Below are 18,223 nucleotides of genomic sequence, written 5' to 3'. Positions count from 1 at the left end.
TCAGCCGCCCGGAGGCGTCATCGGCGCCATCTGGTATTCCTTCGGCGGCGTGCCGCCCTGCAGGTTGCGCACGAAGTAATCCCAGCGACGACGCGTCATGTACTGCGTCGCTTCGCCGTAGCCATGGTGGGCATTGGGAATCATGATGAGGTCGAAATCCTTGTTCGCCTTGATCAGCGCATCGACCACCAGCAGCGTTTCATACGGCGGCACGTTGTCGTCCATCGTGCCGTGCGCGAGCAGCAGGTGTCCCTTCAGACCAGCCGCATGTACCTGATTGGCCTGATCGTCGTAGTTGGACGTACCGTCGGGTTTCTTCACGAGCAGACCCTGCCACTTCTCGGCCCAGTCGTCCTCGTAGTTGCGGTTGTCGTGATTGCCGCTTTCCGAGATACCTACCTTGAACAGATCGGGGTAACGGAACATCGCGGTCGCGGTCGCGTTGCCACCGCCCGAATGGCCCCAGATACCGACCTTGTCCATGTCGATCCACGAGTAACGCTTGCCCAGTTCGCGCAGACCCGCGACCTGGTCGGGCAGCGTGTTGTCGACGATATTCTCGAAGTACGCATCGTGGAATGCCTTAGTGCGCCACGGCGTACCCATGCCGTCGATGGCGACGACGATGAAGCCCAGTTCCGCCAGCGCCTGGTTGTCGCCATGCGCGGGGATAAAGCTGCGCGTACGCACCGAACCGGTCTGCGGACCCGGATAGATGTAATCGACGATCGGATACTTCTTCGACGGATCGAAGTTCGTCGGCTTGAACATCAGGCCGTAGAGATCGGTCTTGCCATCGCGGGCCTTGACCGTGAACGCCGTCGGCGGCACCCAGCCCGCCGCCTTGAGGCGCGAGATATCGGCACGCGCGACTTCCTTGACCGTCGCACCCGTGTCCGAGCGACGCAGCACGGTCACCGGCGGATGGTCGATCGTGGAATACGAATCGACGAAATACGTGCCGTCCTTCGAGAGCTCGACCGTGTGATCGGCATCTTCAGGCGTCAGCAGCGTCAGGCCCTTGCCGTCGAAACCGATCTTGTAGAACTGCTGGTAGTACGGATTGCGACCCTTTTCCTTGCCGACGCCGCGGAACCAGATCGTCTTCGACTTCGGATCGATGCGCAGCACTTCGGTGACGTTGCCGTCGCCCGAGGTGATCTGGTGCTTCAGCTTGCCGGTCTTGAGGTCGTACATGTACAGCTGGCCCCATTTGCTGCGCTCGCTGAACCAGATGACCTCGTCGGTTTCGGGCACGTACTGCCAGTTGACCTTGCCGTTGCCGCTTTCGAAGTACGTCTTCACCTTTTCGCCGAAGACTTCGCGCACCGCACCGGTGTCCGGATTGGCCACGCGGAACCATTCCTGCTTGTGATCGCGCGACGTGGAAACGAACGCAATGCTGCGACCGTCGGCGGCCCAGCGCACATCGTCCCATTCGCCGGGGCTGCACGACACGTCGTCGCACAGCGTCGAACGATGCTGGTCGGGCGGCATCTGGAAACGAACGGTTTTGTGCGACGGCACGTCGATCACGACGCGCTCGATCATCGTCACGTCCTTGTCGCCCGGCAGCGGATACTTCCAGGTGTCCACCGTCGGATGACCGACGTTGGTGCCGACCAGCGTCATCTCGCCGGTCTTGCGCTGATCCTGCTGGAAGGTAGCGATCTTCTTCGAATCCGGCGACCAGACGCCGACGGCTTCGTCGGTATGTTTCCAGCCCGCGTTGTCCGTCGCATAGCCGTAGTTGGCCACGCCGTCGGTGGTCAGCTGTGTTTCCGCACCGGTCGCGATGTCGCGCACCCAGAGGTTCCAGTCGCGGATAAAGGCTTCCTGCTTGCCATCGGGCGACGCCAGGCCGGGCTCTTTGGCCAGCGGCTTGCCGTCGGCGCCCTTCTTGGCAACCGGCTCGGCACAGGCAGCGAAATCGGCGTCGCAGACGAAATGCTTGCGACGCGCGGTGACGTCGTAGCGGCCGTCTTCGCGCACGGTATACGCGGACACCGGAAGCTTGTTGGCCTCGACCTTCTTGCCCAGCGCGGTGCTCAGCGCCGTGGCGAGCTTGTCCTGGTCGAACGCCGGGGTGACCTGACCGGTTGCTGCATCGACGCGCAGGAAACGGTCGCCGTTCTGGTCGTGGTCGCGATACCAGAAGTGCGTGTCGTCGGTCCAGGTAACCCGGCCCACCGCATGGTCGACCAGCGGACCGGCGATGTTCCCGAGGAAGCTTTCCGCGTGCTTGTAGTCATTCGCGGTGAGCGTCTGCGCGGCTGCGCCGGTGGAAACGAGGCCTAGCAGCAGAGCGCCCGCCAGCCGCGTGTTGAGAATCGTCGACATCGCATAGTCCCCGTGTCATGGCTAAGGACAGCGCCGGACGGCGCCGCAAACCCACGAGGCTACCGGCAGAAGGCCCCCGGAACGTATGCCATTGGTCACCCCTGATGACCGCCCACCCTGAACTTGCGGCCTTGTTTCTCGACCAGCCGCAACGCCAGGGCGTCGGGCATCAGCTTGAACAGGGATTTGATCAGCCCGTTGACCCGCCCGTTCACGTAGACCGCCTTGCCGGCCTCGACGGCCTGCCAGCCCTGCCGGACGACCGTGGGAGCGTCCATCCACATGAATTTCGGCATCTGGGACACGAGCTGCCGCGAGCCGCTGACGTCGTGGAATTCGGAATAGGTGAAACCCGGGCACAGGGCGGTGACGTTCACGCCCGTACCCAGCGTTTCCAGCGCCAGCGACTGGGAAAAACGGATCAGGTACGCCTTCGAGGCGCCATACAGCGTGTGTCCCGCCGACCCCGGAATATGCCCGGCCAGCGACGCCACGTTGACGATGCGTCCGTAACCACGCGCCTTCATGCCGGGGAGCAGGCGATGGCTGAGTTCGGTCGGCGCCGTCATCAGCACCTGGATAAAGTCCGCGTGGGTTTGCCAGGGACTCTCGTCGAAATAGCCCGGGATGCCATAGCCGGCATTGTTGATCAGGATGTCGATGGGCAGCTGCTGGTTGTCCAGCGCGGCGACCAGCGCTTCGACCGCGTCGGGCCGGGCCAGATCCAGCGGTGCGACCGTGGCTTCGACGCCGTGCCGCGAGCGCAGCTCGGCGGCCAATTGTTCGAGGCGATCGGTACGCCGCGCCGTCAGGACCAGCGCGATGCCATGGGAGGCGAGTTCGCGCGCGAATGCTTCGCCGATACCGGAAGACGCGCCCGTAATGAGGGCGCGACGTGGAGGATTCGTGGTCATGTAGAAGCCTTGTGTTCGCTCACTTCCCGTCGTCCGACTCTTTCATCAGCGCCGAAATCTGCGCCTTGTGCGATTCGTAGAAAGCCACATTGGCCTGGTTCACCTTCTTCTGGTCGACGTACTTGGCCATCTCCGGATTGCTCTTCGCTTCCGACGCGATGGCCGCGTTGGTGACCGCGAGGTTGGCCAGAAGGAAGTCGCGCGGCGTGAAGCCGTACTTCTTGATGAGCGGCGCGATACGCGGATCGGCGCTTACCACCTGGTTCGCCAGATCCTCCAGGCTGTGGATCTTGTTGAAATCGGTCGGCGCTTCGCTGGGTTTGATACCCGCGGCCTTGGCTTCCTGGGACACAGCGACGATGCGTTTAAACACATCGTCATTCAGCTGGTAATTCTGAATCGCCTGTTTGTCCGACTCCGGGATGTGCGAAGCCGGGTTGTCCTGGGCAAGCGCGGCCATGGGAATCAGAGCGGCAAACAGCAGCCCGAAGGCGGCGGCGACGCGGGCTACGGCGGGAAACGAAAGCTTCATCGACAACTCCTTAAGTGTGTTGGACATGTTTGACGGCCGAGGATAAGGGCGGAAAGGTTAGGTTTGTGGCAAGAGAGCGGGGATGGGGGGTGGGAAGTGGGGGCGTGTTCCCGGCGAGCGCCTGAGGGTACTGGTATCGTCCGGCGGAAGTTACGTCTGCGGGGGGCTTGTCGTTCCCTCATGCGATCGCCGGAATGGCGCCCCCACTTCCCACCCCCCATCTCCGCTCTCCACCCATTACGCTTCGCCAATGACCCTGACCCTAACCTTGCTTCTCGCCGCCATCGGCGCCCTGTTTCTCTGGCGGCAACGCCGTCGCGCCGCCGGCGTCTTCTTCGTCCTGTCCATCCTGTGGACCTTCGCGATCGGCTGCGGCCCCGTGGCGAGCTGGCTGCTGCGCGATCTCCAGGCGGGGATGGCGCAGGACGTCGACCACTGGGGGCAACGCAACGTCATCATCCTGCTGGGCGCGGGTACCCTGCGCGGCGACACGGGCGCGGTGGAGCCGGGCATGGCGGCGAACGGCCGCATCCTGCGCGCCACCGAGCTTTATCGCGCCTGCAAGGCCACCGGCGCCGAATGCCGGCTGGAAGTCAGCGGCGGCGACGCGGCCGGGCTCAAGGAGCCGGAAGCCGCGGTATACGGCCGGACACTGGAACGGCTGGGCATTCCCGCCGACGACCTGTTGCTCGAGCCACGCAGCATGAACACGTTCCAGAACGCCCAGTTCAGCGCGCCCCTGCTGGCCGACCTGCACCCCGATCGCATCGTGCTGGTCTCGTCCGCGTTCCACCTGCGCCGCGCTTCGCTGTACTTCGCGCACTTCGCGATCCAGGCCACACCCGTGCGGGCGGACTACCTTAAAGCGAGTTACGACTGGCTGCCCCAGGCGTCCAACATGTACATGGCGGATGTCGCCCTGCACGAATACATCGGCATCGCCCGCTATCGCCTCTATAACGCGATGGGCTGGAACGTGCCTCGCGTCAAGGCGTCGTAAGCGCCTGCCGGATGCGACGCACGAACGTGTCGCCGTCGAAACCTATCACTATCCCTGAGGTTGCTATGAGCGACGAACGCACTCCCATCCCTCCGTCCGGCGCCGGTGCCGTCGTCGAACCGACGGGTGCGGGCCTTTTCCAGAGTCGCATTACCGCGGGCAGCCTGCACTTCATCGCCGACGAACCGGTCGCCGATGGCGGCAACGGTACGGGGCCGGGACCGTACGATCTGCTGGCCGCCGCGCTCGGCGCCTGCACGGTCATGACGCTGCGCCTGTATGCGTCGCGCAAGTCCTGGGATCTCGGGCGGCTTCATGTCGAAGTCGCCCACACGAAGGACGCCACGCGAACGCCCGCCGACGTCTTCACGCGCACCATCGTCTTCGATCCGTCGATCGACGAGCAACAGCGCGCGCGGCTGCTCGACATCGCCGACCGCTGCCCCGTTCATCGCACGCTGGAAGGCGGTGCCAGCGTGGTTACCCAAGTGTCCGATGTGTTGCCGGTGCCCACCGCCTGTGCGCCCGGCGCCCATGTCGTTGGTATGGAACTGGCCTGCGACGAGACGGGTTAACCGAACAGCTTCGCCGCGACCTCGGCGATGTGCTTGCCCTGATACTTCGCGCCCGCCAGTTCGTTGGCACTCGGCTGGCGCGAACCGTCGCCTTTGGCGATCGTCGTCGCCCCGTAAGGCGCGCCACCGGTGATCTCGTCCATATTTGTCAGCCCGGCGAAGCTATACGGCAGGCCGACGATGATCAGGCCCAGATGCATCAGGTTCGTGATGATCGAGAACAGGGTCGTTTCCTGACCGCCATGCTGCGTGGCCGTGGAAGAAAAAGCCCCGCCGACCTTGCCGTTCAGTGCGCCGCGCATCCACAGGCCGCCGGTCTGATCGAGGAAGTTGGCCATTTGCGATGCCATGCGGCCATAGCGGGTGCCGACGCCGACGATAATCGCGTCGTAAGTTTCCAGGTCCTCGACCTTCGCAATGGGTGCTTCCTGCTCCAGCTTGAAGTGCGAACTTCTTGCGATCTCCTCGGGCACCAGTTCCGGCACCCGCTTGATATCGACCGTCGCGCCCGCTTCGCGCGCGCCCTCGGCGACGGCCTTCGCCATCATTTCGATATGGCCATAGGCCGAGTAATAAAGCACCAGTACTTTTGCCATGACGGCGGACTCCGGATGGGGCCTCAAATCTAGACGTCCACGGGTCAATGCGACGTAGAAGACCGCAAAAGCATGCAGCTGGCCGCGTGGACGTCCCATCCACGCTGCACGGCGAGGGGCGACGGGTAGGCAACGTAACGACAACCAGCCTGCTCGCGCTAAAGTGCCTCATCGCAAGACAGGAACCACCCCGTGTCGATCGACGAAGCGCAAAACCCCGAACGCCAGGAGCGCATGACCGCCGAGCGTGCCTACGAACTTTTCTGGGCCGAGCTGCTCGATGCCGGTGCGACCTTCGCCTGCGTCGGCACCGGATGCACCGCAGCACTCATCTGCGCCTGCCTCGATAAACCCGAACAGACCCTGCGCGTACGCCCGTACTTCCGCTCCCGTCGCATCGAAGATCACGCGGAAACGTGCGAAGTACTCCACGGCACGCGATCCGGTACGCGGAAACCGGAAACACCCACGCCCGACGTATTCGAACTGGAACGCCCCGCCGATCACTTCCGCGCATCGCCGCAACCGGGCACCCCGTCCGTGCAGGCCACGCGGGAAGCTCCCGCGCCGAAAAAATCGTCGGGCCTGCGCACCGGTGCCAGTCACTACTACCGGCTGTCGTCCGTCGTGCAGAAGTTCCTCGAACACCGCCGCGACGGCACGCTGGCCGAAGCCACCGTCGCCATCGGCGGCGAAACACCGACGTACGAGGTGCTGTTTCGCAATGTCTATCGACAGAAAGTCGAGGACATAACGGGTGTCCGCGCTATCTGGTGGGGCACCGCATACGTGCAGCGCCTGAAAAAAGAAAACGGCTACTTCATCCGTTTCACGCGTGCATTCAGAACCGGCGAACAGGAAATCAAACCGACCATCACGCTCGGCGAGAAGCTGATCGAAACATACCCCGTGCGCAAACTGCTACGTGCGCGACTCGATAAGCTCATCGCCGAAACCGGCGGTTACTGCGTCGTCTTCGTCTGGGCGAAACCATGGACACCGGCGGAAAGCGAAGCATCGTTCGTTCGCTTTTACGTGAACAACCCCGACCACATCGACATACGTGGTCCGGAGGTTCTCGAAGAACTGAAACAGACCTCGCGAATCGCCCGCGCCCGGTAACGGTATGCTTTCGTCATGACGCCCAAACCGCCGAAAAAACGCCGTCGCTGGCATCGCCTGCATTACGCGCGGCGTCCGCGCGATGCGTCGCACGACTATAACGACGCCGACTACGACGGCGGCAACGCGTCGGGCGGCCTGTATCTTCGCCACGTGATCGCCATCGGCGCCGCGATCGTGGTTGTCGTCGTGGTCGTCCGCTGGCTTGTCGGTTAAACCGCCTTGCGGCCGAAGATCAGGTGCAAGCCGAACAACGCAAAGAACACGCCCGCGCCGCCATCGATCCAGCGACTGGCCCGCACGTAGCCCCTGCGCATGGCCGGCAGCGCGAATACGCCGGCCACCACGGCGAACCAGGCGAACGTTTCCACCGTCACCAGGGTCCACAGCCCCCAACGCGACGACGTATCGACGCTATCGCCAAGGAACGCGGAAAAGATACTGGCGAAATACACCGCCGCCTTCGGATTGGCGAGATTGGTCAGGAGACCGCGACGCAGGGCCACCAGAGGGCTCGATCCGCGCAGGTCGACGACCGGACCGGCTCCCGGCTGCGGCGCGCGAACGGCACCGCGCAGCATCTGGAACGCCATCCACAGAAGATAGGCTCCGCCGCAGATCGCAATCCCCCGCTCCAGCCAGACCAGCCGGTGCAGCAGCAATTGCAGGCCCAGCAGCGCCAGCGCCGCCCAGACCGCCACGCCGAGGGCGATGCCGACGACACCGAACAGCGCCTCCCGCTTCGACCGGCTGGCGGCCAGCTGCGATACGAAGAAGAAATCGGGACCGGGAGTAATCAGGGCCACGATGTGCACGACGGCGATAGTCAGGAAGAGATTCATGGGGGTGGGTCCGGGGGCGACACGTGAGCCTAACGTCCTGACGAGACTGAGTAAATCCTCATCGAAACGGCAAGCCTCCACGAACCCCGCCGCGCTGCGCCTTGCCCCACTCCGCCCCGTCCTCTACGCTGCCGCAATTTACGCGGTCACGGGGCTTTCCCCGGCCTTCTAAGGGGATTGTCTGATGCTGGCTCTGCTTGGCCATGTTCTATTTGGCCTGTTCGGTTTGGCGGTGCTCGTGGGCATCGCGTTCATTTTTTCGAACAATAAGCGCGTCGTCGACTGGAAACTGGTCGCCACGGGTATCGCGCTGCAGATCTGCTTCGCGGCGATCGTGCTGAAAGTGCCGCTGGGCCGCGACGTTTTCGATGCCATCGCCACCGGCTTCGTCCGCCTGCTCGACTATGTCGATGTGGGTTCGCGCTTTATCTTCGGCAGCCTGCTCGACAGCTCGAAGTTCGGCGTGATCTTCGCGGTGAAAGTACTCCCGACCATCGTGTTCTTCGCCGCGCTGACCGGCGTGCTGTACCACCTCGGCATCATGCAGCAGATCGTCAAGGGCATGGCCTGGGTCATCACCAAGGTGATGCGCGTGTCCGGCGCGGAAACCACCAGCGTCTGCGCCAGCGTGTTCATCGGCCAGACCGAAGCGCCGCTGACCATCAAACCCTATATCGAACGCATGACCCAGGCCGAGCTCATGACCGTCATGATCGGCGGCATGGCCCATATCGCCGGTAGCGTGATGGCCGCGTACGTGGCGATGCTCGGCGGCGACGACCCCGTGCAGCGCATGTTCTACGCCAAGCACCTGCTCACCGCGAGCGTCATGGCCGCGCCGGCCACGATCGTGCTCGCGAAGATCCTCGTACCCGAAACGCAGGAACCGCTGACCCGCGGTACCGTCAAGATCGACGTCGAACGCACCACGGCCAACGTCATCGACGCGGCGGCCACGGGCGCGGGCGACGGCCTGAAGCTGGCAATGAACGTTGGCGCCATGCTGCTCGCCTTCATCGCGCTTATCGCGCTGATCAACGGTCCGGTGCAGTGGCTCGGTACCGTCGGCGGTCCTGACGGCAGCCTCAATCACTGGCTCACCGGCCTCGTCGGCCACGACGTGAAGCTGAGCCTCGAAACCATCTTCGGCTGGGTCCTCTCGCCCATCGCATGGCTGATCGGCGTGCCCTGGCAGGATGCGACGCTGGTCGGCAGCTTCATCGGACAGAAGGTCGTCATCAACGAGTTCGTCGCCTATGCGGACCTCGCCAAGCACCTCGACGAGCTGCTGCCCCATAGCCGGTTGATTGCCACGTACGCGCTGTGCGGCTTCGCCAATTTCTCGTCGATCGCGATCCAGATCGGCGGCATCGGCGGACTGGCACCGAACCGTCGCGCGGACCTTGCACGCCTTGGCCTGCGCGCCGTGCTGGGCGGCTCCATCGCCACGTTCATGACCGCGACCATCGCGGGTGTGCTCGAGGGGTTCTGAGCGGTTAAGGCTTAGCAGCCCGCCACAGATTTGTGGGACAGACCTGTGGGGCAGACCTGTGGGAGCGCGCCTGCGCGCGAAAGCCAACAGGGCGAGGATGACGGATGCTCACCTTCGCGAGCCCGCTTCCCGGGCTGCGGATGTCACGCATAGCATCTTCGCTACGTAGGCTTTCGCGCGCAGGCACGCTCCCACAGGACTGCCTCATGGCCGCGTCCCAAGGGCATACCCCACCGGTCCGCGGCGAGTTTGCGGGTTCAGGTTTCTATCCGGAACACATACGCATAGCGGCCTACCGGTTTCGCCGGCAGCATCAGGCGAAGTCCATCCTTCTCCTGCGTCCACTTCACCGCCTGCCCATCGGCCAGCATCGTCACCTTTCTTACGCGATCGTCCGCGCCAACCGAACGAATCGTCAGTGTCCCATCCGCGGGCCAACCCAACGCGATCGCATAGAGCACGCCATCGCGCGTCGTGAACCGGATGTCCTGCGCGGTGAATGGCCGTGACTTGCCTTCCTGCAACGGCCCCGCGACATTGCGCGTCGGACCCTCGCCGAAAACACGCCACGGCTTCGACGCATAGATCGCATCGCCGTTGACCTTCAGCCAGCCGCCGATGGCGAGCAGCGTCGAGCACTCTTCCCCGGTTATCGAACCATCGGCGCGCGGCCCGATGTTGAGCAACAGATTCCCGTTCTTGCTGACAACATCGATCAGCGTATGCACGACCGTTTCAGGCGACTTGTACGTATCGCCTTCGACATAACTCCACGATGCGTTTCCCAGCGACGTATCGGTCTGCCAGTGCGTCGGATGGATGCCGTCGAGCTGGCCGCGTTCGACATCCAGCGTGCCCGCACCATCGGGAAAAGCGCCCAGCTTGTAATCGACCACGACGCCACCGCGTTTCGCGCCGTCGTTGTAGTAGTAGGCCAGTAGCGGCGGCAGCGCGTTGCGGAAGGTCGGATGACCGATCCACCAGTCGAAGTAAATCAGGTCGGGGTGATAACGTTCGACGATCTCAGCGGTCCGCGCTGTCCAGTCGTCGAGCCAGGCCTGCGACACATACGTCCAGTCGGCCGCCAGGTCGAGGTCGCCGTGTGTGTCGCCGCGCGCGTGCGCCGGACCGTAGAACGCGGCATATCGGGGATCGTTCACATCGGAATCAATCGTGCGGCCGTTATCGAAGAACCAGTCGTGTTCCGCACGATGCGACGAGAGGCCCAGGTGCATACCCTCCGCGCGAATGGCCGCGGCCAACTCGCCGACGATGTCGCGATGCGGACCCATCTTCATCGCCGTCCAGTCCGATAACCGGCTGTCGTACATCGCGAATCCATCGTGATGCTCGGCCACCGGCACGACATAGCGCGCGCCGGCCTCGCGAAATAATTTCGCCCAGGCGCGCGCATCGAAGCGCGGTGCCTTGAACAACGGAATCAGATCCTTGTAACCGAAACGATCCTGCGTGCCATATGTCGCGACGTGATGCGCGAACTCCGGCGTCCCCGGCTTATACATATTGCGCGAATACCACTCGTTACCGAACTGCGGCACGGTATAGACACCCCAGTGAATGAAGATGCCGAATTTCGCATCCTCGTACCACGTCGGCGCGCGATAGCCTTGCAACGATGCCCAGTCGGCACGGAACGGTCCTCGCGCAGCGCCTTCCGCCACGCGACCCAGCAAACGAAGACGTTCCGCATCGAACGCCTTACCCGATTCGCGCCATGTCCGATCGATGGTTTCGGGGGCGACCTTGCCAGCGGTGGGCGCCACGGCCTGCGCCTGCGTTGCACAGGAAACAAACAATGCGGCCGCTATCAGCGCACGCAGGAAATTAGTGACCCAGGCGGGCAAGCGCATGCTGTTTTTCCTGATAGGACTTGGGTGTGCAACCGAGTTCGCGGCGAAACACGGTGTAGAGGTATTGCACCGACGTAAAGCCGCAGCGCTGCGCAATATCCGCATAGCTGGTTTCGCCGGCGGCAAGCATCGACTGCGCCCGTTCGATTTTGTGACGCAGAATTTCCTGGTGGACACTGCGTTTCAAACCCATCCGGAAGTGCTCTTCCAGCAGCGAACGCGAAACGCCCACGTAATCGGCGACCTGCTCGGTCTTGATGCCCAGGCAACCGTATTGCCGGATGTATTGCAGTGCCCGCATCACGTGCGGGCTACGCACCGTCTGGTGCCGGCTCGACGCCGCCGCGTCGATGCCATCGGGCGGAACGACGACGCGTGCGTCGCTGCGGCCGATGCCCTGGAGCATCCCGTGCAGCCATTCGGCCGCGGTCCGCCCCATCTGCACGGTGCCCTGACGGATCGACGTCAACGGAATGCGGCACAGCGTGCGCGCCAGCGGATCGCTGTCGATGCCGACGATCGCGATCTGCTCGGGCACAGCGATGTCGGCCATCATGCAAGCCTGGATGACCTGCCGGGCCCGTGCATCCGTTACCGCGATCAAGCCCACGGGCTTGGGCAAATCGCGCAGCCATGCGATCAACGCGTCGGTGGATTCGCTCCACCCCGCCGCGCTGGTCGCGTGACCACGGTAGATGTGTGCCGGTACGCCGTCACCGGCTACCGTCGTTGCGAATATGCGTTCGCGTTCCTGCGCCCAGCGGCTGGACGGAAGTTCCGGCAGCGAATACAGCGCGAAGTTTCGCAAACCCTGCGCTACGAGGTGGTCGTAACCCAGACGGATCAGCTTCGCATTGTCCGTCGCCACATAGGGAAGATTCGCGGGATAGCGCGCCGGGTCGGCATACGAGCCGCCCACCGCGACAATTGGAATATCGACGGTCGCCAGGGCTTCGGCCACCTGCGGATCGTCGTAGTCGGCGATGATCCCGTCCCCTGCCCAGTCGGCCAGACCGCCCAGCCGCGCACGGAAGTCCTCCTCGAGGAACAGGTCCCATGTCACGCGGGTGGAACTCAGGTAAGCGCCCACGCCGGCGATCACCTGCCGGTCGTAAACCTTGTTGGCGTTGAAAAGAAGCGCAATGCGGTGCACGCCGCCCGATCCGACCATTCCCTCCGTCCCTTCTCCATCCGCGCCCCCGCGCAGCCATGGGATTGAAAACTACAGGCGAAGAAGCCGGTTCAGGCACGTTTGCGGCAAACGCAAACGAAGAAACGTCAATCCCGATGAGCAATTTCGTAATTGTGTGCAGAGAGGCATCGCCCCAGCATGCAGCCCAGTCGCATGCCGCCCGTCAACGAGGGGCGACGGTATGGGGTCAGGAGCCAGGGGAGGCTCGTCGGGAAGCGAAACGCTGGCAAAGCGGATCGCCTCGTGGGGCGTGAGGGGCGCGGAACAGGACACCGGATCGGGGCCGGACGTCCGTCGGAAGCCCATCGCTCTCAAGTGATGCAGGAATGGCAAGCGCGCCGGATGGGCCGCGCGGGCGTGGGTAACTGCGGAAAACGTCCGGCGAGCACAGCCTCCCGGAATGAACGAAAACATTTCGGGGAGAGCAATAATATGAATCACCGGTCCGAACAGACCAGGGTCCAGCGCGTCGACCAACGCTTGACCGTCGCCCGCCTGTCCGCGGGTATCGCCATCGCCATCGCCCTGCTGCAGACGCCCGTGCACGCTCAGGACGCATCGCCCACCGGAACGCAGGCCCAGACCGCGAAACCGGATACCGGAAAGAAGAAGACCGAGGCGCAAAAAAAGGCCGAGGCGAATAAGCAGGTCGATCCCACTGCCACGGAACTCGGTGGGATCACCGTGACCGGTGTGCGCGCCAGCCTCCAGTCGGCGGCATCGATCAAGCAGAACGCCGATCAGATCGTCGATTCGATCGTGGCCGAAGACATCGGCAAGCTGCCCGACAGCAACGTGGCCGAAGCCCTGCAACGCATTTCGGGCATCCAGATCGACCGCAACTACGGCGAAGGCAGCAGCATCGCCATCCGCGGCCTGACCCAGGTCCGCACCGAACTTAACGGCCGCGATTCATTCACCGCCAACGGCGGCCGCGCGCTGAGCTTCGAGGACGTTCCGTCCGAACTGCTTGCCGGCATCGACGTGTACAAGAACCCTTCGGCGGAAATCATCGAAGGCGGCCTGGGCGGCACGGTGAACCTGCGCACGCACAAGCCATTCGATTTCGAAGGCAGAAAGCTCGCCGTCACCGGCGAGTACGATTACGGCGATCTGATCAGCAAGGGCAATCCGTCTGCCTCGGGTCTCTTCAGCAATCGCTGGAACACGGACATCGGCGAATTCGGCGTGCTGCTCGACGTCGCCTATCAAAAGCATGCCTTCCGTCAGGACGTTGTCTCGACCGAACCGTTCTACCAGGTCAATGAAGGAAGCGGCGGCCCGGACACGATCTATCCGGGCTACGCAGGCCGGACTCTCAATGTGCCGCACGGCGGCGGCGTCGGCGAAACCTACGGCGACCGCAAGCGTCTGGGCACCGCGCTGGCACTACAGTGGCGCCCGAACGCCGAGTCCGAGCTCTACCTGCAGGCACTGCGTTCGGACTATAAGTTCCAGTGGAAGGATTATGCGGTCTTCGGCTACAGCAGCGCGAACGGCATGGTTCCCGAACCCGGCGCACCGTTCCAGTTCGGTCCCAACGGCGACTTCCAGAGCGGCACGTTCAACGGCACGACCGATGCCAACAGCGGCGCTTACAGCGCGGGTATACCGGTCGACTCGAACTCCAGCCTGGCGACGCGTCACTCCAAGACCACCGACATATCGTGGGGCGGTTCGTGGAATGCGACGAACTCGCTGACGCTGAGTACCGACTTCCAGTACATCAAGGCCACCACGGACCAGCTGCGTTACATCCTGAACACGCACACCACCGCACCGTCGATGTTCCAGGACATTTCCGGCGGCATTCCGGTCATCACCGTGCCGCAGGGTTCGCTCACCGATCCTTCGACCCAGCAGATGGGTTTCGCACTCGACGATCGCGACAAGAGCAAGGGCCGCGAATTCGCATGGCGCGCCGATGCCGAATACACCTTCGACAGCAATTTCTTCCAGTCGATGAAGTTCGGTGTGCGTACCACGGATCGCAAGGCCGACACCCAGACCACGGGTTATCGCTTCAGCTACCTCGGCAAGGACCTGTCGACGCTTCCGTCGTCCATGTGGATTGTCAATTCGTTCAACGACTTCTTCCGCGGCAACGCGAATACCTTCGGCGAAACCATCGCGCCGAACCCGGCCCTGTTGTCGGATTATCCGGGCTCGCTCACGGCCCTCGGCATCACCGATCCGCTTACCTACAATCCGTTCCTGGCCAACCATCAGAACGAGAAGACCTATGCGGCGTATGGCGTGCTGCGCTTCGGTTGGCGCATGTGGGACATTCCGGTCGACGGCAATATCGGCATGCGCGGCGTGCGCACGAAGGTCGGCACCTCCGGCTTCATGTCCGACCCGAACGGCAGCGGCACGTACACGCCGCTGAGCGTCAACAGCACGTACAACTCCTACCTGCCCAGCCTGAACCTCAATATTCACCTGACCGACAAGCTGCAGTGGCGCTTCGCGGCATCGAAGGCGCTGACGCGCCCGAACTTCGACCAGCTGAATCCGACACTTTCGCTGTCGACGCCGAATGCCAGCGGCGCGAACAGTTTTACTGGTACCGCGGGCAATCCGAACCTTCAGCCGATGAAGGCAAAGCAGTACGACACTTCGCTGGAGTGGTATTACAACCCGACCAGCATGCTGTACGGCGCGCTGTTCTATAAGAGCGTGGATGGCTTCATCGCCAACGGCGTCTTCAACGAAACCTATAACGGCCAGGTCTATCAGGTCACCCGTCCGACCAACGGCGACAACGGCATCATCAAGGGCGCCGAAACGGGCTACCAGACCTTCTTCGATTTCCTGCCGGAGCCGTTCAATGGCCTGGGCGTACAGGCGAACTACACCTACGTGTACAGCAAGGCGCCGAGCCCGAGCGCGACCGACACCTCCGGCCGGCCGTTGCAGGTTCCCCTCGAAGGGCTGTCGAAGAACAGTTACAACTTCATCCTGATGTACGAAAAAGGCCCGGTTTCCGCGCGCATCGCGTACAACTGGCGTAGCCAGTGGGTGGAAACGACGGCCGGCAACGGCACGGGCAATCTGCCGATCTACGACAAGGCATTCGGCCAGGTGGATGCATCGGTTACCTATCACGTCACCGATGCGTTCTCGCTCACCGGTGCCGCGGTCAACCTGACCAATACGAAGCGTTCGACGATCTTCGGTCTGGACTCCCGCCCACGCGATGTGCAGATCAACGATCGTCTGTTCAGTCTGAAGGCGCAGTTCACCTTCTGACAATGCGGGACCAATGAGTGGGGGTGGGGGATGGGAAGTGGGGGCGTCGGTCCGGCGATCGGCTGAGGGGGCGGGTATCGCCCGGGGGAAGCAACTTCCGCGTGGCGTTTGTCGTTCTCTCATACGATCGCCGGAAGCACGCCCCCACTACCCATCCCCCCCGCTCCACGACCGAATCATTCAGAGCATCCCTAACGGGCTGCCGGCATGTAGTGGCTTACGAGGAGAAGGATGGGCACGTACCGACGATGGCGGTCATGGCACAGCGCGTTGCTGACGATAGCGGCCGGGCTGATATCGACCGGTGCATCCGCGCGCGATGCCGTTCCATACACATGGAAAAGCGTACGCATCGGCGGCGGCGGTTACGTCAGCGGCCTTTCATGCCACCCCCGCGTGCAAGGCCTGTGTTATGCGCGTACCGATGTGGGAGGCGCCTATCGCTGGGACGCGGCCAGAACACGATGGATACCTCTGACCGACTGGATCGACGCGGACGATGTCAACCTGGCCGGCATCGATAGCCTTGCGCTCGATCCGTCCGACCCCGAGCGCCTCTATCTGGCCGCCGGCACCTATACAACGGAACAAGCGGGCAACGGTGCCATCCTCCGCTCCGACGATCGCGGCGCAACGTTCCGGCGCACCGACCTCCCCTTCAGGCTCGGCGGTAACGAACTGGGGCGCGGCAACGGCGAACGTTTGTCGGTGAATCCCGCCGACGGCCGCCAGCTGATGTTCGGTTCGCGCGGCGCGGGTCTGTGGCGCAGCGACGACCACGGTGCGACCTGGCGGCATGTCGATAGTTTTCCCGCCGTCGCCACCGCGCTTTCCTCCACGGCGGAAAACAGCTGGCGACGGCAATCCATCGGCATTGTGTTCACCGTCTACGACACGTCGACCGTCTATGCCGGCGTGTCGACACGCGAGACCTCGCTGTTCGAGTCCAGCGACGGCGGCAGCGCATGGCAGCCCGTGCAGGGACAACCGACCGGTCTGCGCCCTACCCATATGCGTGCCGATGGCCGTGGCGGCTGGTATCTGACCTACGGCGACGAACCGGGTCCCGATACGATGAACGACGGCGCGATATGGCACTACCAGCCGAAGAGCCATAGGTGGACCGACGTGACGCCCATTCCGCGCGACGGCAAGCCCAGTGGTTTCGGTTGGGGCGATATCGCCGTCGACACGAAGAACCCCGATCGCCTGCTGGCCAGCACGCACGCCCACTACAAGCCTGACGGCGACCTGCTTTTTCGCAGCACCGACGCAGGCAAGCACTGGTCGGAAGTATTCGTTCGCTCCGACTTCGAGCACGACAGCGCCACCTGGACGCGCGACCACAGACCGCACTGGATGACGACGGTCGTCATCGATCCTTTCGATAGCGATCACGCGATGTTCGTCACCGGATACGGCATCTGGGGCTCGCGAAACCTGCGCGCCTTCGACAGCGGCGCGCGGGCTTCGTGGTGGTTTCAGGACGACGGCCTCGAGGAAACCGTGCCGCTTGGACTGGTGAGTCCAGCCAAGGGTCCGCCACTGATAAGCGCCGTCGGCGACCTCGACGGATTCCGCCACGACGACCTGACGCGCGCACCGTTGCAACTCGCCGGGCCGCCGCGTTACATGAATTCCGAAAACATCGACGTCGCGGGCAACGCGCAGGACATCGTCGTTCGCGCCGGACGCATCCGCGGCAACCCCACAACGGCACGCGCGGCCTGGTCCGTCGATGGTGGACGCTCCTGGACTGCTTTCGCCAGCGAGCCCGATGACGGTGCCGGCGCGGGCACGATCGCCGTGGCGGCCGATGGCGTTGCCGTAGTGTGGATGCCGACGCAGGCGCGTACCGCATGGCTGACCGTCGATCGCGGTGCGCACTGGACACGCACCGTGGGCGTGCCGTTCCGGTCGCGCGTTTTCGCCGATCGCGTCGATCCGAAGCGATTCTATGCGTGGTCGTCGATGGACGGACGGTTGTACGTCAGTCGCGATGGCGGCCGCGAATTCGCAGCCATCGCCGGCGAATTCGCCACCGCGCTGACCGCGGGGGCTGGCCAGGCATACGCCACGCCGGGCAAAGCCGGCGACATATGGTTCGCCAGCGCCACGAACGGGCTCATCCACGGTAACAGCGACGGCAGATTGATCGGCCGCGCTGCGCATATCGACGTCGCCGATTCGCTGGGTTTCGGCAAATCGGCGCCCGGAAGCACCACGCCCACGCTATTCGTCGCAGGCAAGCGCGACGGGAAACGTGGCCTCTATCGCTCGACCGACGACGGTGCGAGCTGGGTAAGAATCAATGACGACACACACCAGTTCGGCCGCATCGGACACGTCACAGGCGACCCGCGCCTCTTCGGACGCGTGTATTTCGCCACGGGAGGCCGGGGGATTTTTTATGGCGATGAAAACAAATAGCCGAAAGCGCACCTATCTTGTAGGAGGCCGCTCGCGGGCTTGTGCCAAGCAAAAGATCAATGACG

The 18,223-nt window shown here is 63.5% G+C and carries 14 protein-coding genes; 7 read left to right on the top strand and 7 right to left on the bottom strand.

Going from position 1 to position 18,223, the window contains the following annotated elements; genetic code table 11:
• From AC3IR3_RS03260 to AC3IR3_RS03250, 3 genes are all read right to left on the bottom strand, one after another.
• A complete protein-coding gene (locus AC3IR3_RS03260) occupies positions 1-2,340 on the bottom strand; it encodes a S9 family peptidase (RefSeq protein WP_489195596.1) in 2,340 nt (779 codons plus the stop codon).
• A gap of 95 nt (positions 2,341-2,435) precedes the next feature.
• Positions 2,436-3,254, bottom strand: coding sequence for an SDR family NAD(P)-dependent oxidoreductase (locus AC3IR3_RS03255; protein WP_489195595.1), 819 nt, complete (start codon positions 3,252-3,254; stop codon positions 2,436-2,438).
• Positions 3,255-3,273: 19 nt separating this feature from the next.
• Positions 3,274-3,786: a hypothetical protein gene (locus AC3IR3_RS03250; RefSeq protein WP_489195594.1), complete on the bottom strand. Its 513-nt coding sequence runs from the start codon at positions 3,784-3,786 to the stop codon at positions 3,274-3,276.
• A gap of 250 nt (positions 3,787-4,036) precedes the next feature.
• Here AC3IR3_RS03250 and AC3IR3_RS03245 point away from each other — a divergent pair, with 250 nt between their 5' ends.
• Both AC3IR3_RS03245 and AC3IR3_RS03240 read left to right on the top strand, forming a co-directional pair.
• Positions 4,037-4,786 carry a YdcF family protein gene (locus AC3IR3_RS03245; protein WP_489195593.1) on the top strand — a complete coding sequence of 250 codons (750 nt, stop codon included), beginning with the start codon at positions 4,037-4,039 and terminating at the stop codon, positions 4,784-4,786.
• Between the two features lie 65 nt (positions 4,787-4,851).
• Positions 4,852-5,361, top strand: a complete 510-nt coding sequence (locus AC3IR3_RS03240) for an OsmC family protein (protein WP_489195592.1) — start codon at positions 4,852-4,854, stop codon at positions 5,359-5,361.
• Here the strand turns inward: AC3IR3_RS03240 and wrbA are convergent.
• Positions 5,358-5,957 (bottom strand): NAD(P)H:quinone oxidoreductase, encoded by a 600-nt coding sequence (wrbA, locus tag AC3IR3_RS03235; RefSeq protein ID WP_489195591.1) that lies wholly within the window; start codon positions 5,955-5,957, stop codon positions 5,358-5,360. The two genes, AC3IR3_RS03240 and wrbA, sit on opposite strands and share 4 nt — an antisense overlap.
• Before the next feature lie 192 nt (positions 5,958-6,149).
• Here wrbA and AC3IR3_RS03230 point away from each other — a divergent pair, with 192 nt between their 5' ends.
• Positions 6,150-7,079 (top strand): hypothetical protein, encoded by a 930-nt coding sequence (locus AC3IR3_RS03230; RefSeq protein ID WP_489195590.1) that lies wholly within the window; start codon positions 6,150-6,152, stop codon positions 7,077-7,079.
• A 15-nt stretch (positions 7,080-7,094) separates the two neighbouring features.
• The gene (locus tag AC3IR3_RS03225) at positions 7,095-7,295 is read left to right on the top strand and encodes a hypothetical protein (protein WP_489195589.1); all 201 of its coding nucleotides are present in this window, start codon (positions 7,095-7,097) and stop codon (positions 7,293-7,295) included.
• On the opposite strand, the gene AC3IR3_RS03220 is transcribed toward AC3IR3_RS03225, so the two are convergent.
• On the bottom strand, positions 7,292-7,921 hold the full coding sequence (locus AC3IR3_RS03220; RefSeq protein ID WP_132142156.1) for a LysE family transporter: 630 nt from the start codon (positions 7,919-7,921) through the stop codon (positions 7,292-7,294). The genes AC3IR3_RS03225 and AC3IR3_RS03220 overlap by 4 nt on opposite strands.
• 184 nt (positions 7,922-8,105) lie before the next feature.
• Between AC3IR3_RS03220 and AC3IR3_RS03215 the strand changes: the two genes are divergently transcribed.
• A complete protein-coding gene (locus AC3IR3_RS03215; RefSeq protein ID WP_489195588.1) occupies positions 8,106-9,413 on the top strand; it encodes a NupC/NupG family nucleoside CNT transporter in 1,308 nt (435 codons plus the stop codon).
• Positions 9,414-9,670: 257 nt separating this feature from the next.
• Here the strand turns inward: AC3IR3_RS03215 and AC3IR3_RS03210 are convergent, their stop codons facing one another.
• On the bottom strand, positions 9,671-11,284 hold the full coding sequence (locus AC3IR3_RS03210; RefSeq protein WP_489195587.1) for an alpha-L-fucosidase: 1,614 nt from the start codon (positions 11,282-11,284) through the stop codon (positions 9,671-9,673).
• Positions 11,259-12,455: a XylR family transcriptional regulator gene (locus AC3IR3_RS03205; RefSeq protein ID WP_489195586.1), complete on the bottom strand. Its 1,197-nt coding sequence runs from the start codon at positions 12,453-12,455 to the stop codon at positions 11,259-11,261. Before AC3IR3_RS03205 ends, AC3IR3_RS03210 begins: the two co-directional genes overlap by 26 nt.
• A gap of 453 nt (positions 12,456-12,908) precedes the next feature.
• Between AC3IR3_RS03205 and AC3IR3_RS03200 the strand changes: the two genes are divergently transcribed.
• Both AC3IR3_RS03200 and AC3IR3_RS03195 read left to right on the top strand, forming a co-directional pair.
• The gene (locus tag AC3IR3_RS03200) at positions 12,909-15,728 is read left to right on the top strand and encodes a TonB-dependent receptor (protein ID WP_489195585.1); all 2,820 of its coding nucleotides are present in this window, start codon (positions 12,909-12,911) and stop codon (positions 15,726-15,728) included.
• A 231-nt stretch (positions 15,729-15,959) separates the two neighbouring features.
• Positions 15,960-18,158, top strand: a complete 2,199-nt coding sequence (locus AC3IR3_RS03195; RefSeq protein WP_489195584.1) for a cellulase — start codon at positions 15,960-15,962, stop codon at positions 18,156-18,158.
• The last annotated feature ends 65 nt before the right edge of the window (positions 18,159-18,223 follow it).

Source organism: Luteibacter sp. GL_149 (assembly GCF_057834065.1).
This window is presented reverse-complemented; position numbering and strand designations above follow the sequence as displayed.

Coding starts and splice junctions, on each gene's coding strand:
- wrbA (WP_489195591.1), bottom strand. CDS start 5,957: ATGGCAAAAGTACTGGTGCTTTATTACTCGGCCTATGGCCATATCGAA.
- AC3IR3_RS03205 (WP_489195586.1), bottom strand. CDS start 12,455: ATGGTCGGATCGGGCGGCGTGCACCGCATTGCGCTTCTTTTCAACGCC.
- AC3IR3_RS03200 (WP_489195585.1), top strand. CDS start 12,909: ATGAATCACCGGTCCGAACAGACCAGGGTCCAGCGCGTCGACCAACGC.
- AC3IR3_RS03255 (WP_489195595.1), bottom strand. CDS start 3,254: ATGACCACGAATCCTCCACGTCGCGCCCTCATTACGGGCGCGTCTTCC.
- AC3IR3_RS03250 (WP_489195594.1), bottom strand. CDS start 3,786: ATGAAGCTTTCGTTTCCCGCCGTAGCCCGCGTCGCCGCCGCCTTCGGG.
- AC3IR3_RS03215 (WP_489195588.1), top strand. CDS start 8,106: ATGCTGGCTCTGCTTGGCCATGTTCTATTTGGCCTGTTCGGTTTGGCG.
- AC3IR3_RS03240 (WP_489195592.1), top strand. CDS start 4,852: ATGAGCGACGAACGCACTCCCATCCCTCCGTCCGGCGCCGGTGCCGTC.
- AC3IR3_RS03210 (WP_489195587.1), bottom strand. CDS start 11,284: ATGCGCTTGCCCGCCTGGGTCACTAATTTCCTGCGTGCGCTGATAGCG.
- AC3IR3_RS03225 (WP_489195589.1), top strand. CDS start 7,095: ATGACGCCCAAACCGCCGAAAAAACGCCGTCGCTGGCATCGCCTGCAT.
- AC3IR3_RS03220 (WP_132142156.1), bottom strand. CDS start 7,921: ATGAATCTCTTCCTGACTATCGCCGTCGTGCACATCGTGGCCCTGATT.
- AC3IR3_RS03195 (WP_489195584.1), top strand. CDS start 15,960: ATGGGCACGTACCGACGATGGCGGTCATGGCACAGCGCGTTGCTGACG.
- AC3IR3_RS03245 (WP_489195593.1), top strand. CDS start 4,037: ATGACCCTGACCCTAACCTTGCTTCTCGCCGCCATCGGCGCCCTGTTT.
- AC3IR3_RS03260 (WP_489195596.1), bottom strand. CDS start 2,340: ATGTCGACGATTCTCAACACGCGGCTGGCGGGCGCTCTGCTGCTAGGC.